The sequence below is a fragment of the Chryseobacterium sp. JJR-5R genome, assembly GCF_034047335.1.
Lineage (GTDB): Bacteria > Bacteroidota > Bacteroidia > Flavobacteriales > Weeksellaceae > Chryseobacterium.
In genome coordinates this window covers 2,377,544-2,391,278 of record NZ_CP139137.1, presented here as the reverse complement: position 1 = coordinate 2,391,278, position 13,735 = coordinate 2,377,544, and the positions used below count along the sequence as shown (strand labels likewise).

The window sequence follows — 13,735 nt, the reverse complement described above, 5'->3', positions numbered from 1 at the left end:
AATCTTCCCCCAAAGCTTCATCATCATAAATTAAAACCGGGAACCGGGAAAACCGGCCGTCCGCATATCAATGAATAGGATTCGGAGGTTAAAATTAATAAAAAAAAACTACCTGAAGCCTGTTGAGAGGTACGGGTTGAATGCTGTACGCAGTAAATCTGTTTTTTAAATGTAAACATTATTTAATTTACATTTAAAACTGCAGTAACATCTGATCCGTTACCTATCGGTAGTTTTGCGCAAAAATTAGCATGAAATTTTATCCTTTGGCCATTGTTGTCCTGTTGATCGGTTTTGCGGTGATGTCTTTCAATCCTGTTTATAAGGGTACCGAAACTGAGCATACGGTGATCAATAAGGGGCTGTCAGATTTTAAAGACAGGCTGGAGCAGCTGAAATCCGATACCCGCAGGTTTTCGGACGGTGAAATTTCACTCGGAGACTTACGGCAGTCCCTGAAAAACACAAGGAATTCTTTTAAAGAAGTAGAATTTTACATAGCCTATCATTACCCGGAATTTACGAAGACCCATCTTAATGCAGCTCCTTTATTCCACATTGAAGCAGCAGGAACCACAGCATATACGCTTCCGCCGGAAGGCCTGCAGGTACTGGATGAGCTTGTCTTTTCTGATGAAGCGGCAGACCACAAAGAGGAAATTAAGACGATCACCGATTTTTTATACAACAGTTACGCAGGTTTCTATTTAAGTTCCGTTAAAAACGGATTAAGCAAAGGGAATAATAAAACCTTACCGTTAAGAATTGAGCTCATCAGGATATACAGCCTGGGAGTAACAGGTTTTGATACACCCGGCTCACTCAATGTTTCCGAAGAAGCAGCGCACGCTTTTTCAGGAATGAAAAAATACATTAACGATGATGCTTATTTCAAAAATTACAATATTCAGAAAGCAGACGCTGTTTTAACGGAAGGAATCAATTATCTGTCAAAAAACAATGATTTTGAAACTTTTGACCGGATCGAATTCTATAAAAAATACATACAGCCTCTGTATGAGGAATTCGGGAACTGGGACGGGCGAAGTGACGACCTGAAAGAATTTTCAGGGTGGAATGCCGGCAATAAGAATTTTTTCAGCGGTGATTTCCTGGATCCTTACTTTTATACCCTGCTGAAAAAAGAAGAAGACAGTCCGGAACTGAGAAAACTGGGTAAAGAGATTTTTTTTGACCAGGGTGTAAGTGACAACGGGAAAATGAGCTGTGCCACCTGCCACCTGCCGGAAAATGCCTTTACCGACCTGAAAGCAAAGTCTCTGAGCAATATGGAAGGGAAAACCGTACTGCGGAATTCGCCGTCCCTATACAATGCCGTGTTTGCCAGAAGGTTTTTCTATGATCTGAGGGCTTTTTACCTGGAACAGCAGGCGGAACACGTCATCTACAATCAGGATGAATTCAATACCAGCTATGAGAGCATCATTAAAAAATTAAAAACAAAGCCTGAATACAGAAGAGCTTTTAAACAGGCTTTTAAAAACGGGAACATCAGCAAAGAAAACTTTTCCAGAGCTCTGAGCTCCTATGTGGCATCACTGTACTCTTACGACAGCGATTTTGACCGCTTTATGCGCAGTGAAAAAGACATTTCTTCCGATGCTAAAAAAGGGTTCAACCTGTTCATGGGAAAGGCCAACTGCGCTACCTGCCATTTTGCCCCCAATTTTTCAGGGCTTGTGCCACCGTTCTTCAATGAAAATGAGTCTGAAGTACTGGGGATTACCACAAAGCCGGTCAGCCGGAAACCTCTTGAGCTGGATCCCGATAAAGGAAGGCTGAACAGCCCGGTAAAAAAAGAAAATTCATGGATTTACGAAAACTCCTTTAAAACGGTAACGGTACGGAATATTGCTTTAACAAAACCGTATTTCCATAACGGAGCATTTAACACGCTGGAAGAAGTAATGGATTTCTACAATGAAGGCGGAGGGGAAGGGCTGGGCCTGCCGGTGAAGAACCAGACCCTGGCTCCAGATAAGCTGAACCTGACAAAAACAGAGATCAGGCAGATTATTGCGTTCCTGAATTCACTGACCGACGTAAGCAGGAAATAATCTGAATGCTGAAATGTACATTCGTTGCGAGAGGCAGATCAGATTTCAGGAAAATTACATAAACAGCCCTGAAAATTTCAGCTTGTTTATTTTTGCAATGGGTTTACTGTAAATTACAATCCATGTGATTTCCCATAATTAATATATGATTCATCTGGTTCACATTCGGTTCGTGATTAATTAATATTCCGCAGTGTTTATTTAAAGTCCTATTAACAGCGGATTTCCGGTAAAAAAATAGCTTTGCAACGTTCAATAAATCGAAATTTGAAATGAAAAGAAAATTACTTACCGTAGCAGCGCTTGCGTTGATAACAAGCTCGTTTTTTAATGCCCAGACTTTTGTTTTTAACAAAAATTCTTCATGGAAATACAATGACAGCAATACCGCGCTGGCAACCCAGTGGAAAGATGCCGGCTATGATATTTCTGCATGGCCTCAGGGGAACGGGCCGCTCGGTTACGGCGATCCGGTAACCACCACAACGGCTACAGGCCTTATCACGGCTTATTTTGTTAAAGATTTTACCGTAAATTTAAATGATCTTTCTTCTACAGTGGAATTGGGAATCATGAGGGATGACGGTATCGTTGTCTATCTTAACGGTGAAGAAGTGGTAAGGGACAATATGCCGGCCGGTACCATTACTTTCGACACATGGTCCAGTACAACCATTGACAGCTCCGCAGAAAGCGTGTACAACATTTTTTCTGTTCCGAAAGCTAAATTCGTTAACGGAAACAACAGGCTTTCCATAGAATTGCACAACAGAGGTTCGGCAAGCTCAGATCTAAGGATCGATGCTTACCTTAAAACCGTGGCAAACACGACCAACCCGCCGGTTCCGTGCAATGCCAGCCATATCAGCTGCTTTACCTCGATTGTTCCTACCGCCCAGACCAATAAGCTGCTTATTCCGGCTGAACACAAATACCAGCTGATCTTAAAAGAAGGAGACAGTTATACCGAAGGCGGAGGACTGGTAGGCGGACAGAATGACTTCACCGCATATGTCGCCAAAAATGCAAGCAGCACCAACGGATACCTTTCCGTAAACCACGAAACCAATCCGGGTGGGGTTACCATGGCGGAAATCAATTATAATGCAACTTCAAAACTCTGGCAGTTAACCAAATCAAGGGCGGTAAGCTTCTCGGCACCGAGCCTGGTTCAGACCATCAGGAACTGCTCCGGAGGCATTACGCCGTGGGGAACTGTAGTAACGGCAGAAGAATCCGTAACATCCAATGATGTGAACGGCGACGGCATGAAAGACTACGGATGGCTGGTGGAAATCGATCCGGCAACCGCTCAGGTTATTTCCCAGAATGCCGACGGGTCCAAAGGGAAACTGTGGCAGATGGGGATCATGAACCACGAAAACGTAGTGATCAACAATGCAGGAACCGTAGCGTATTACGGGGAAGACGGCGGAACGAACATGGTGTATAAATATGTAATGGATACCCCGAACAACCTTTCTTCAGGGAATTTATATGTTCTGAAGGCAGACCAGGGATTAAGCGGCGGAGATCCGGTAGCCACCACCGGAACCTGGATTCAGGTACCGAACAAAACAAAGGCAGACCAGAACAATACGGCTTCTCTGGCACAGTCATTGGGCGGTACCGCTTTCAACGGCGTGGAAGACGTAGACATCAGCCCGGTTGACGGTAAAGTGTATTTTACCGCTAAAGGATTAAATAAAACATACCGGTTCCAGGACAACGGAACAACCGCTTCACAGGTGGAAACTTTCGTAGGCGGCCTTACCACAACCTATTCTTTTGAAACCCCGCAGGGAACAAAAACGGAAGCCTGGGGAGACGGGAACGATAACCTTACCTTTGATGAGCTGGGCAACCTTTGGGTGCTTCAGGACGGCGGTAAGAACTACATCTGGGTAATTGCTCCGGATCATACGCAGGCCAATCCTAAAGTAAGGCTGTTTGCCTCGATGCCTGCCGGTTCAGAGCCTACCGGGCTTACCTTTACGCCGGATCACAAATTCGGGTTCTTCTCTATTCAGCATCCGAATTCCACCATTTCCACCGATGTGGATGCGACAGGAAACACCATTGACTACAGAGGAAAATCCGCTACCGTAGTGGTTGCCCTTAAAAATAACTTAGGAACGGCCGGAACATTAGGGACCATTGATGCTTCTGCAGAAAACACAACGGTTACCGTTGCGCCGAACCCAACTTCGGGAATCGTGAAAATCAATTCACCGAAAGGCCTGAAAAACATTTCCGTAACGGCGTACAGCATCGACGGTAAAATTGTTTTCACCCAGAAGTATACCGGAACCAACAAAGTGTTGGACCTGGATTTCACCCACCAGCTTGAAGCTTCAAGAGTTTTGATTCTGAACATCGAAGCGGAAGGAGGATTCCAGCAGACGGTAAAGCTTTTGAAAAAATAATAATCAACCATTAATATTGCTGCCGGTGACCTTGTGTTACCGGTAGTTTTTTTGATCTATGAAAAAACTGTTTCTTTCCATTTTCATCGCAGCCGTTTTACAGGTAAATGCCCAGATCGATCCGGTAAAATACCCGACCTATACCAATGTGGATGAAGCCCTGAACAGCGGTAAAACCGTCTACAGCATGAGCTTAAGGGGTAAAGGGATGTTCAATCTGCCCTCTGAGATCCGGCATTTGAATTCCGTATTTTTCCTGAATTTAATGGAAAATAAATTAGAAAAGATGGATGCGTCAATTTTTGCCCTGAAAGAACTGACGATTTTAAACCTGAATGAGAACAGCATCAAATATATCCCGGACGAGATAGGTGAACTCCGGAAACTTGAAAGCTTCTCCATGAACTTAAACAGCCTCACGGGCATTAACCCGAACATAGGAAAGCTTCAGAACCTGAAATCCGTTCATCTGGATGCCAATAACCTGAATGTTTTCCCTGAAGCATTGCTGCAGATCCCGGGCCTGGAAGAGATCAACCTGCAGGGGAACCAGATCAGTTTTATTGCAGAAGACCTGGATAAAATCAAAAATTTAAAATCATTGAACCTGTCTTCCAATCAGATCAACGATATGGAAAACCTGGAGTTCCCGAAACAGCTGAAATACCTGGAACTGCAGTATAATTCAATTTCAAGGCTTCCTGAAAAACTGTTTAGGTCTAAAAACCTTGAGTTTTTAAACGTAAGCAATAACAATATCAGAGAAATTTCATCTAAAGTAAAAGGCCTCAAGAATGTAGTAAGCATGAATGCCGCCAACAATAATTTAAAAGACCTGCCAGCCGAATTTTCCCAGCTGAAAAACCTTAAAACACTGATCCTGACCGGAAATCCGATGGAAAAAGCAACCGTTGAAAAATTAAGAGCCATCATGCCGCAGGCCCAGATTTATTTCTAAAACTTCTGTCCTGAATGTTTACCAGACAAAAGGTACAAAACGCTTATTGGTTTTAAAATTCAGCTTTTAGAAAAGCAAAAGTCGGCAGAATTTCTTCTATCCGCCGACCCTCTTGGTTTTATAACCCATTTCCTTAAGGATATTCATGATCTTATCACGGTTGTCACCCTGAATAATGATCGTTCCGTCCTTTTCAGAACCACCGATTCCCAAGGTGGTTTTTATTTTTTTGGAGATATTTTTCAATTCTTCCTCACTGCCTTCCCAGCCTTCCACAATCGTTACCGGCTTGCCGTTCCTGCCTTTCTTTTCAAACTTGCAGACCAGCGGTTCATGTTGCTTAAACTGTTCTTCGGGCATTCTAAAATCCTGTTCCTCATGCTCAGGAAAAAGGTTTTTCAGTTGGTCTCTTAAATCCATACCGCAAAAATAATAAATATTTCGGATCCCGGAAGCAAAAACACCCGATGGCCATGAATGGACGGTCGTGACTAGGAAAAGACTACCGATGATACTCCGGCTTCGCTCAGCCTCTTCAGGAGAAACTTATTGTTCTTTCATTATTTTCTGTTAGGAGAATCTTTATTTGGGAATTAATTCCTGATAGAGAATTTCTAGGTTAATAGGATTTGTTGGAGTGAAAGAGATTGATAATATGGGATATTAAAATTCAGTATAAATACGGATTGCCGTAAGTATCTATAATTTCTTATTATTACGTTTGCTATTATCGTATGTATAATATAAAATAAGGCAATTTCTCAAAAATAAAACTAATAACTTGATATGATAAAAAGAATTAACATTAATAACGTTGGATTATTTAAAAATTTCCAATGGAATGCGGCGATTCGAAGTAATCCAGGAAATAATCCTGTTGAATTGAAGAAAGAGAACATATTTTATGGAAGAAACTACTCTGGTAAAACTACTTTATCAAGAATAATCAGAGCATTAGAAACCAAAGAAATTTCATCAAAATATCTTAATCCAGAATTTGAAATTATATTATTTGATAATTCAAGAATTGATCAATCTAATTTTCACGAGAATATATTAAATGTTAGATGTTTTAATGAAGATTTTATAAAGGAGAATTTAAATTTCATTATAAATCCTGATTCAGAGATTAAACCATTCGCTATTCTTGGAGAAAATAGCGAAATCGAAGCGCAAATTGAAGTTATTAAAAATGAATTAGGAGACAATAATGAAAATTCCAAAACTTTAAAATATAAAGAATTAGCTGATTTATCTGAATTGGTTGGCGTACAAAATGCTGAACTTGATAGGTTAAAAAGAACCTTAGAAACTCAATTGACAAATAAGGCTACTGTTGGTACCGAAAGTATAAAACAACAGCATTTAAAGTTTGGTGATATAAATTATAATAAAACGAAGCTACAACATGAAATTAACAAGATTCTTTCACCAGTATTCATATCAATTGATGAAAGTAACGAATCTACAAATCTGGAGCAGATAAAAGAAGTAGAAAAAATAAATGTTTCCCAATCTATTAATTTTGCAAATGTTTATGAACGAGAATTATCAGAAATAACATTAGCTTTAGAACAACCTTTATTAGACAATAATAAAATTGCAGAACTATTAGCAAATTCTAGTTTAAATGAGTGGGTTAAAAAGGGATATGATCTTCATTCTGAAGATAGGAATTGTTCTTGTAAATTTTGTGGTAATCCTATACAATCATCTCGTTGGAATGAGCTAGATAATCATTTTGATGAAGAGTCAAAAAAACTTGAAGATACTTTAAACGTTTTTAAATTCAAACTTATAGCAGAAATAGATGCTATAACTAATATTAAATTAGCAAATAAAGATTTCTTCTATATTAGTTTTCACGATGAACTTACTGAATGTTCTAATGCATTTAATTCTCAAATTTTAAATTATAAGGCAGATTTAGAATTTTTACTTTCTAAAATTGATGAGCGTTTACTTTCAATCCATAGTCCAATCGCTTATGACTACACTATAACTTTTTCGCAGGAAGATTTCTCAGCTATAATAGGACTCTATAATGACATTAGGAATCGTAACAATGTGTATTCAACTGAATTATCTGGAAAAATTTCAGAAGCAAAAAAAGAGCTTAGACTATTAGAGATAAAGCGTTTTGTAGAAACTATTCAGTATAGCACCCAATTACAAAATATTGCAAGTAAAGTCACAGAAAACACAAATAAAGAAACAGAAAGAAAAGAAGTAGATGATTACATAAAATTAAAAGAGAAAGAAATTATTGAATTATCACGTCAATTGAATAATGAAGAAGAAGGAGCAAGAAAGGTAAATGGATATTTACAAAATTATTTTGGTCATCAAAACCTAGAATTACAAGCAATTGAAGAAGAAGTTGATTCTGATAAAAAGATTAGATTCAATATAGTAAGAAATGGTGAGATAGCGTATCATTTAAGCGAAGGCGAATGTAGTATTATTTCGTTTTGCTATTTTATGGCTAAATTGGATGATATTCATACAGCTGGACAAAAACCGATAATATTAATTGATGATCCCATATCAAGTTTGGACTCAAATCATATTTTTTACATTTATAGTCTTATAAATAATGAACTATTCGTAAAAAAGCGTTTTGAACAAATTTTTATTTCCACACATAACTTAGAATTTTTTAAATATTTAAAAATGTTGAAATTTTCAAAGATTGATAGACAAACACAAAGTGAGTATTTTTTAGTCAACAGATTTGAGAACAAATGCACTATTAGTTTAATGCCTTCGTACTTAAAAGATTATGTTACTGAATTTAATTATTTGTTTCATCAAATATATAAATGCGCTAAACATGATGTAGTTTCAGATTCAAATCTTGATATATTCTACAATTTTGGCAATAACTTAAGAAAATTTTTGGAGGTTTATTTATTCTATAAATATCCTAGTAAACTGAATAGTTCGGATGGTAATTCCAGCAATAATAAAAGATTAATTAAATTTTTTGGCGAAAATCAAACTGTTTTGTTAATTGAAAGAATAACAAATGAATTCTCGCACTTAGAAGAAAACTCTGGCAGAAGTACGCAACCAATAGATGTTCCAGAAATGAAAACAGTTGCAGAATTTATTTTATCATCTATTGAACAAAAAGATGAAGAACAGTATAAAGCTCTTTTGGAAAGCATTGGAATTGCATCAGTAATTGAGCAAATAGCCTTAACTTCAAATTAAAAGTAAATAGAATACTCATATGATTAATCAAGTACCTAATTATTAAACTCAGTATATATTCAAATTGAAGTTTTGTATTTTGATGGTGTTAGTATCGCAAAGATTTTGTGTTAAGTGAAAAAATATATTTATATGAATGCAACAAAAATTAAAGGAAGTTTATTAGAATATATTGTAAGGAGACTACTTATTAATTGTGGTTTTACAAAAGTAAAACCTGATAATAAGTACATATTTAACGATCGGGGTTTAAATTTCATTCATGGGAAAGGGGCGGCGCATGATGCGGATGTCCTTATGAATCCCCCAATTCAGATGCCGTTTTCGTATCCGTTTCGTATCAACTTTGAATGTAAAGCTTATAATAAAAAGGTTGGATTAACGGTTATAAGAAATGCTTTAGGACTTAGGTATGACATAAATGAATTAGAAATTCTGACTGAATACCAATTGGAATTAAGAAAAAATTTAAGACGCACTAGCAAAGCTGTTACTAACAGAATTAGATTCAATTACCAAGTTGGTGTTGCATCTGTCGAGCATTTTACAAAAGATGCTTTTGAATTTGCGGCAAATAATAAAATACCATTAATCTCTTTAAAATGGTTATTTCCAGATAATATCTGTAATTTATTTCATGAAATAACTGATCAATATTTGAATAATAAATTTACAGAAGAGGAAAAAAGTAATTTACTACTATTCTTGAAAGGGCATAATCAATATAATCACACATTTATTTATGAAATTAATAGTCATATTAGTACCATTATTAATTCTGTAAGTGAGTTTGAACAAAGAATTATTATTGGGCTTTTAGAAAGTGGTGATATGATCTTTCTTTTTTCTGATACAGATATTGATCGGCAATATTTTCTAGAGACCAGAACAATAAATGCTAGATATTATTTTTATGCTGAGGAAATAAATCTGTGGACAATACAATTAAATAACGATTTAAAATTGAAATTTTATTTACCTGACAGTATAGTAAAGATTTGGGAAGAACTAAATTTTGAAATTAGGGAAGCTCTAAATTTAAAAGAAAGACTTTTTGGAAAACTCTTTATTTTTCCGGGAAATCCGACATTTAAGATAATTAATTTAGATGAAAATTGGTTAAATAATGCTCGACAATAAGGGTAAGGTTAGTATTAAATTAAAAACCTAATTAACTAGTTATCAATTGAATAATTCATCAATTAATGATGTTTTGGTATTTTTCTTCGGCTCACAATGATCCCAATTTATAATTCTTTTGTAAAAATATCAATTATAACTTCTCAAAATTTTTGTATTTAAATCATCTCACACAACCCCCTCAATCCCCACAATCTCACTCTCCATCACCTTCGTCCCGCTTTCATTATAAACCTGCCTCACGGTAACTTTAATCCGGTCATATTCCGGAGTAGGGAAGTCCATCAGTTCGGAAATGTTTTTGCAGCCGAAAGCTTTGGCCAGCAATGAAATGTGGCGAGTGGAGTATTTGTGACGTTGGGTATACGATTCTACATTACTTACGAAACTCTTTGCTACGCCCATTTTAAGACTGAGTTGATCTCCGCTAAGTTTCATATTGATACGGATGCTTTTTACATGATTTATAAAAGCAAAATCAAATCCGGTAGTTTCAAAAGAAAATGTTTTTTCCATGTCTATAAAAAAAATAGCCCAACTTGTTGGGTGTAATAAAATTTATTTATATATTTGTAACAGCGAAATACAAAAAGCCTGATAAAGGCATAATTGAAACGATGTTTCTCGTTCCGTAAAGTCCTAATTAGCAGACGAGAGAATCGTGAAATCGCTCCATGTCGAAAAGTTTCTTACTTTTGCATACGGCATGCGGGCGGTTCTCACGTAACTTTTATTTGCAAGCAATAGTAATATTGTCAGGGTCGTAGGACACCCACGGAATAAAAGTGTGAGGCCGCTCCATGCTATTTTTGCATAGCCCTTCCCATACTTCAAAAAGCATCGTTCCACAATAAAAAATATATAATGAGAACGACATTTTCAAACCTTCTGCTGACAGGCCCGCCAAATAACCGGAGCCCCGCAGCATAACTGATGACCGCGCTGTACCGAAACTGCCCGCGAATGCAGGAAGGCGGGGTACAGCCGCACCCAAAAACCGCCGCCCTCCGAAATTCCTTTAAGCCAAAGGAAAGCCGAAGTACGCTTAAATTCAACCCTTAAAAATACTGGCTTTCTTTCAATTTTCCAAATTATTTTCGTTACGAGAGGAATTTAAAAAAAGTAAACCGTTGGCCTGCCGCAGAGTGGGAAATACTTTTGTTATATCCGTCATGTTTTGTTGTCAGACAGGCATGCTCAGACAATGACGACTTTAACGAACAGGCAGATCAACATCCCGTCCACCATAAAGGAATTCCTTTTATGGTCATGATAATCCGTAACTTAAAAATCAGAATGATGAAAAAGAAAAAAACAGATTTCGGGGCGCGGTTCTGGTCCGGCACCCGGAAACATTCCGCGGCAGGCCTGCTGGAGGCATTTTTTCAGTTCAATGACCTGGCCGAAGTGAAAGAAACCATCAATACGATGGTACAGTGTTCGGTACAGAAGAACACCCGGATCCTGGAAGATCCTGCTGAAGTCTTCCACCTGTACCAGTCATTGCGGTCGCTGGTCCGGGCCTGCTGCCTGATCGGCAAAAAAGCAAAGAAAGGAAAGTTCAAAGCTGCATCCGAAACCAATGTTCCCAAAATAATGACGGGCCCGCTTTCGGCGGAAGAATACCGGGATCCGGTGCGGGCATTCCGGAGGGCATTCAGTGCCTGCAGCGTGGAAGAATACGATGAGTTCCTGTCGCTGGTGGTTTATTTCTCATTGGGAGATCACCGCTGCGATCAGGAAAAGAAGATCGTCATTCCGTATATCCAACTCATGAAAATGCTGGATGCCGCATGGCTGATCACGGAAAGGGCTTCAACAGGAAAAGTAACCGGGAAGTAATTGACCGGATTTTTTTAGCCGCACAATTCACATAAGACAAGTATGCCGGATAAAGAAGCTGAATACTTCATGCTATAGAATCACGAAAGTTTTCAAAACCTCGGAGAGGTCCGCCGGCTCTCCTGAACATATCAATACATGATGAAGCGAAATCTTTGATTTTTTAGGTATCCTGACAGCGTAAAGAAGTCTGGAAGACCGGAGGCTGTTGTCCTCGAAGCCGCAAAATCACCTGCTGAACCCTGCAGGATCCGTGGAAGCTTTTCAGCCGCAAACCTGAAATGACCTTGCATGGCAGCCTGCCGTTCTGCATAACTTTAATTAAAATTTAAGCCCTCCATATTCTTCAATTCATTTCAAATTAGATAAATTTGTGATACAAAAGTTTATACAAAATGTCAAAAAAAGCAATATTAGCGATCCTTGACGGATGGGGGCTGGGCCAGAATCCTGCCGTTTCCGCATTAGATCAGGCCAATACCCCGTTCATAGACAGCTGTCTTAAAAATTTCCCGAATACGACCCTTGAAGCAAGTGGCCTGGCCGTTGGTTTACCTTCCGGGCAGATGGGGAATTCCGAAGTGGGGCATATGAACCTCGGGGCGGGAAGAGTGGTCTACCAGAACCTGGTAAAGCTGAATATGGCAGTGGAAAACGGGACGCTGGGCAGGCAGCAGGTCATCCAGGATGCTTTTGAATATGCCAGGAGAGAAAACAAAAAAGTGCACTTCATCGGCCTGGTGTCAGACGGCGGTGTACATTCACATATCAATCATTTAAAAGGCCTGCTTACGGCGGCCCATGAGTTCGGTCTGCATGAAAACGTATTTGTGCACGCTTTTACGGACGGCCGCGACTGTGACCCGCACTCCGGTAAAGGGTTTATAAAAGATCTTCAGAACCATATGGAGACAACCGTAGGAAGACTGGCTTCCGTAGTGGGAAGGTATTATGCAATGGACCGCGACAAGCGTTGGGAGCGCGTGAAAATTGCGTATGATGCCATGGTGGAAGGCGTAGGAGACCGTACCACGGATGCTTTACAGGCCATCCAGAAGTCATATGAAGAAAATATCACCGATGAATTCATGAAACCGATCATCATGGTTGATGCCACACAGATCGGGAATGTAGTTCCTGTAGGTAAGATGACAGACCATGATGTGGTGATCTGCTTCAATTTCCGTACAGACCGGGGAAGGGAAATTACCGAAGTGCTCTGCCAGCATGACAAGCCGGAATACTTCATGAGAAAGCTGCCGCTTCATTATATTACCCTGACGAATTATGATAAGACGTTTACGGGCGTACATGTTGTCTTCGATGAGGAAGTATTGAAAGAAACCATGGGTGAAATCCTGGAAAAAAACGGGAAAAACCAGATCAGGATTGCCGAAACGGAAAAATACCCCCACGTAACCTTTTTCTTTTCAGGCGGAAGGGAAGAACCCTTTGCCGGTGAAAAAAGGCTGCTCTGCCCGAGCCCGAAAGAGGTTCCTACCTATGACCTTAAACCGGAGATGTCTGCACATGACATTACCAATGCCATTCTCCCCGAACTGGAAAGCGAAACGGCGGATTTTATCTGCCTAAATTTTGCCAATACCGATATGGTGGGGCATACCGGGGTATTCCAGGCAGCAGTAGCCGCAGCAGAAACGGTAGACCAGTGCATTGAAAAGGTAGCAACAGCCGCCTATGAACACGGATACGCCGTTTTCATTCTAGCCGATCATGGAAATTCCGATGTGATGGTCAATCCTGACGGAAGCCCTAATACACAGCATTCCACCAATCTTGTCCCTTTCATTGTAATGGATAAAGAACGTACCTGGAATTTAAAACCGGGTAAACTCGGTGATGTGGCCCCGACTATTTTAAAGGCCATGGGGATAGAGGTGCCGGAAATCATGACTGGGAATATTCTGATAGATTAAACTTAATATTACAGAAAAAATGCCGTTATATTATGCATAACGGCATTTTTATGATTAATATCAGAAAGAATTAACGTAATATTATGTCCTAAATAATAATAAAATCTTAACTTTGTAGTTTAATTCTAAATTGTAAAA

9 protein-coding genes are annotated in these 13,735 nt (G+C 39.1%); 7 read left to right on the top strand and 2 right to left on the bottom strand.

Annotated features, from left to right (window positions below):
* Positions 1-251: 251 nt before the first annotated feature.
* The 3 genes from SD427_RS10630 to SD427_RS10620 all read left to right on the top strand — a co-directional run bounded on the left by SD427_RS10630 (position 252) and on the right by SD427_RS10620 (position 5,462).
* Positions 252-2,078: a cytochrome-c peroxidase gene (locus tag SD427_RS10630; protein ID WP_320557771.1), complete on the top strand. Its 1,827-nt coding sequence runs from the start codon at positions 252-254 to the stop codon at positions 2,076-2,078.
* 272 nt (positions 2,079-2,350) lie between these two features.
* Complete coding sequence (locus SD427_RS10625) at positions 2,351-4,504, top strand: alkaline phosphatase PhoX (RefSeq protein ID WP_320557770.1); 2,154 nt, start codon at positions 2,351-2,353, stop codon at positions 4,502-4,504.
* A gap of 58 nt (positions 4,505-4,562) precedes the next feature.
* Entirely contained in the window at positions 4,563-5,462 is a 900-nt protein-coding gene (locus SD427_RS10620; RefSeq protein WP_320557769.1) for a leucine-rich repeat domain-containing protein, read from the top strand.
* A 96-nt stretch (positions 5,463-5,558) separates the two neighbouring features.
* On the opposite strand, the gene SD427_RS10615 is transcribed toward SD427_RS10620, so the two are convergent.
* Complete coding sequence (locus SD427_RS10615; protein ID WP_320557768.1) at positions 5,559-5,882, bottom strand: translation initiation factor; 324 nt, start codon at positions 5,880-5,882, stop codon at positions 5,559-5,561.
* 366 nt (positions 5,883-6,248) lie between these two features.
* On the opposite strand from SD427_RS10615, the gene SD427_RS10610 reads away from it, so the two are divergent.
* Both SD427_RS10610 and SD427_RS10605 read left to right on the top strand, forming a co-directional pair.
* A complete protein-coding gene (locus SD427_RS10610; protein WP_320557767.1) occupies positions 6,249-8,678 on the top strand; it encodes an AAA family ATPase in 2,430 nt (809 codons plus the stop codon).
* Between the two features lie 132 nt (positions 8,679-8,810).
* On the top strand, positions 8,811-9,818 hold the full coding sequence (locus SD427_RS10605; protein ID WP_320557766.1) for a hypothetical protein: 1,008 nt from the start codon (positions 8,811-8,813) through the stop codon (positions 9,816-9,818).
* A 168-nt stretch (positions 9,819-9,986) separates the two neighbouring features.
* Here SD427_RS10605 and SD427_RS10600 read toward each other — a convergent pair whose 3' ends face one another.
* Positions 9,987-10,334, bottom strand: a complete 348-nt coding sequence (locus SD427_RS10600; RefSeq protein ID WP_320557765.1) for a helix-turn-helix transcriptional regulator — start codon at positions 10,332-10,334, stop codon at positions 9,987-9,989.
* Between the two features lie 783 nt (positions 10,335-11,117).
* Between SD427_RS10600 and SD427_RS10595 the strand changes: the two genes are divergently transcribed.
* Positions 11,118-11,660 carry a hypothetical protein gene (locus SD427_RS10595; protein WP_320557764.1) on the top strand — a complete coding sequence of 181 codons (543 nt, stop codon included), beginning with the start codon at positions 11,118-11,120 and terminating at the stop codon, positions 11,658-11,660.
* Positions 11,661-12,055: 395 nt separating this feature from the next.
* Positions 12,056-13,597 carry a 2,3-bisphosphoglycerate-independent phosphoglycerate mutase gene (gene gpmI, locus SD427_RS10590; protein ID WP_320557763.1) on the top strand — a complete coding sequence of 514 codons (1,542 nt, stop codon included), beginning with the start codon at positions 12,056-12,058 and terminating at the stop codon, positions 13,595-13,597.
* The last annotated feature ends 138 nt before the right edge of the window (positions 13,598-13,735 follow it).

Coding starts and splice junctions, on each gene's coding strand:
- SD427_RS10605 (WP_320557766.1), top strand. CDS start 8,811: ATGAATGCAACAAAAATTAAAGGAAGTTTATTAGAATATATTGTAAGG.
- SD427_RS10620 (WP_320557769.1), top strand. CDS start 4,563: ATGAAAAAACTGTTTCTTTCCATTTTCATCGCAGCCGTTTTACAGGTA.
- SD427_RS10610 (WP_320557767.1), top strand. CDS start 6,249: ATGATAAAAAGAATTAACATTAATAACGTTGGATTATTTAAAAATTTC.
- SD427_RS10625 (WP_320557770.1), top strand. CDS start 2,351: ATGAAAAGAAAATTACTTACCGTAGCAGCGCTTGCGTTGATAACAAGC.
- SD427_RS10600 (WP_320557765.1), bottom strand. CDS start 10,334: ATGGAAAAAACATTTTCTTTTGAAACTACCGGATTTGATTTTGCTTTT.
- SD427_RS10595 (WP_320557764.1), top strand. CDS start 11,118: ATGAAAAAGAAAAAAACAGATTTCGGGGCGCGGTTCTGGTCCGGCACC.
- SD427_RS10630 (WP_320557771.1), top strand. CDS start 252: ATGAAATTTTATCCTTTGGCCATTGTTGTCCTGTTGATCGGTTTTGCG.
- gpmI (WP_320557763.1), top strand. CDS start 12,056: ATGTCAAAAAAAGCAATATTAGCGATCCTTGACGGATGGGGGCTGGGC.
- SD427_RS10615 (WP_320557768.1), bottom strand. CDS start 5,882: ATGGATTTAAGAGACCAACTGAAAAACCTTTTTCCTGAGCATGAGGAA.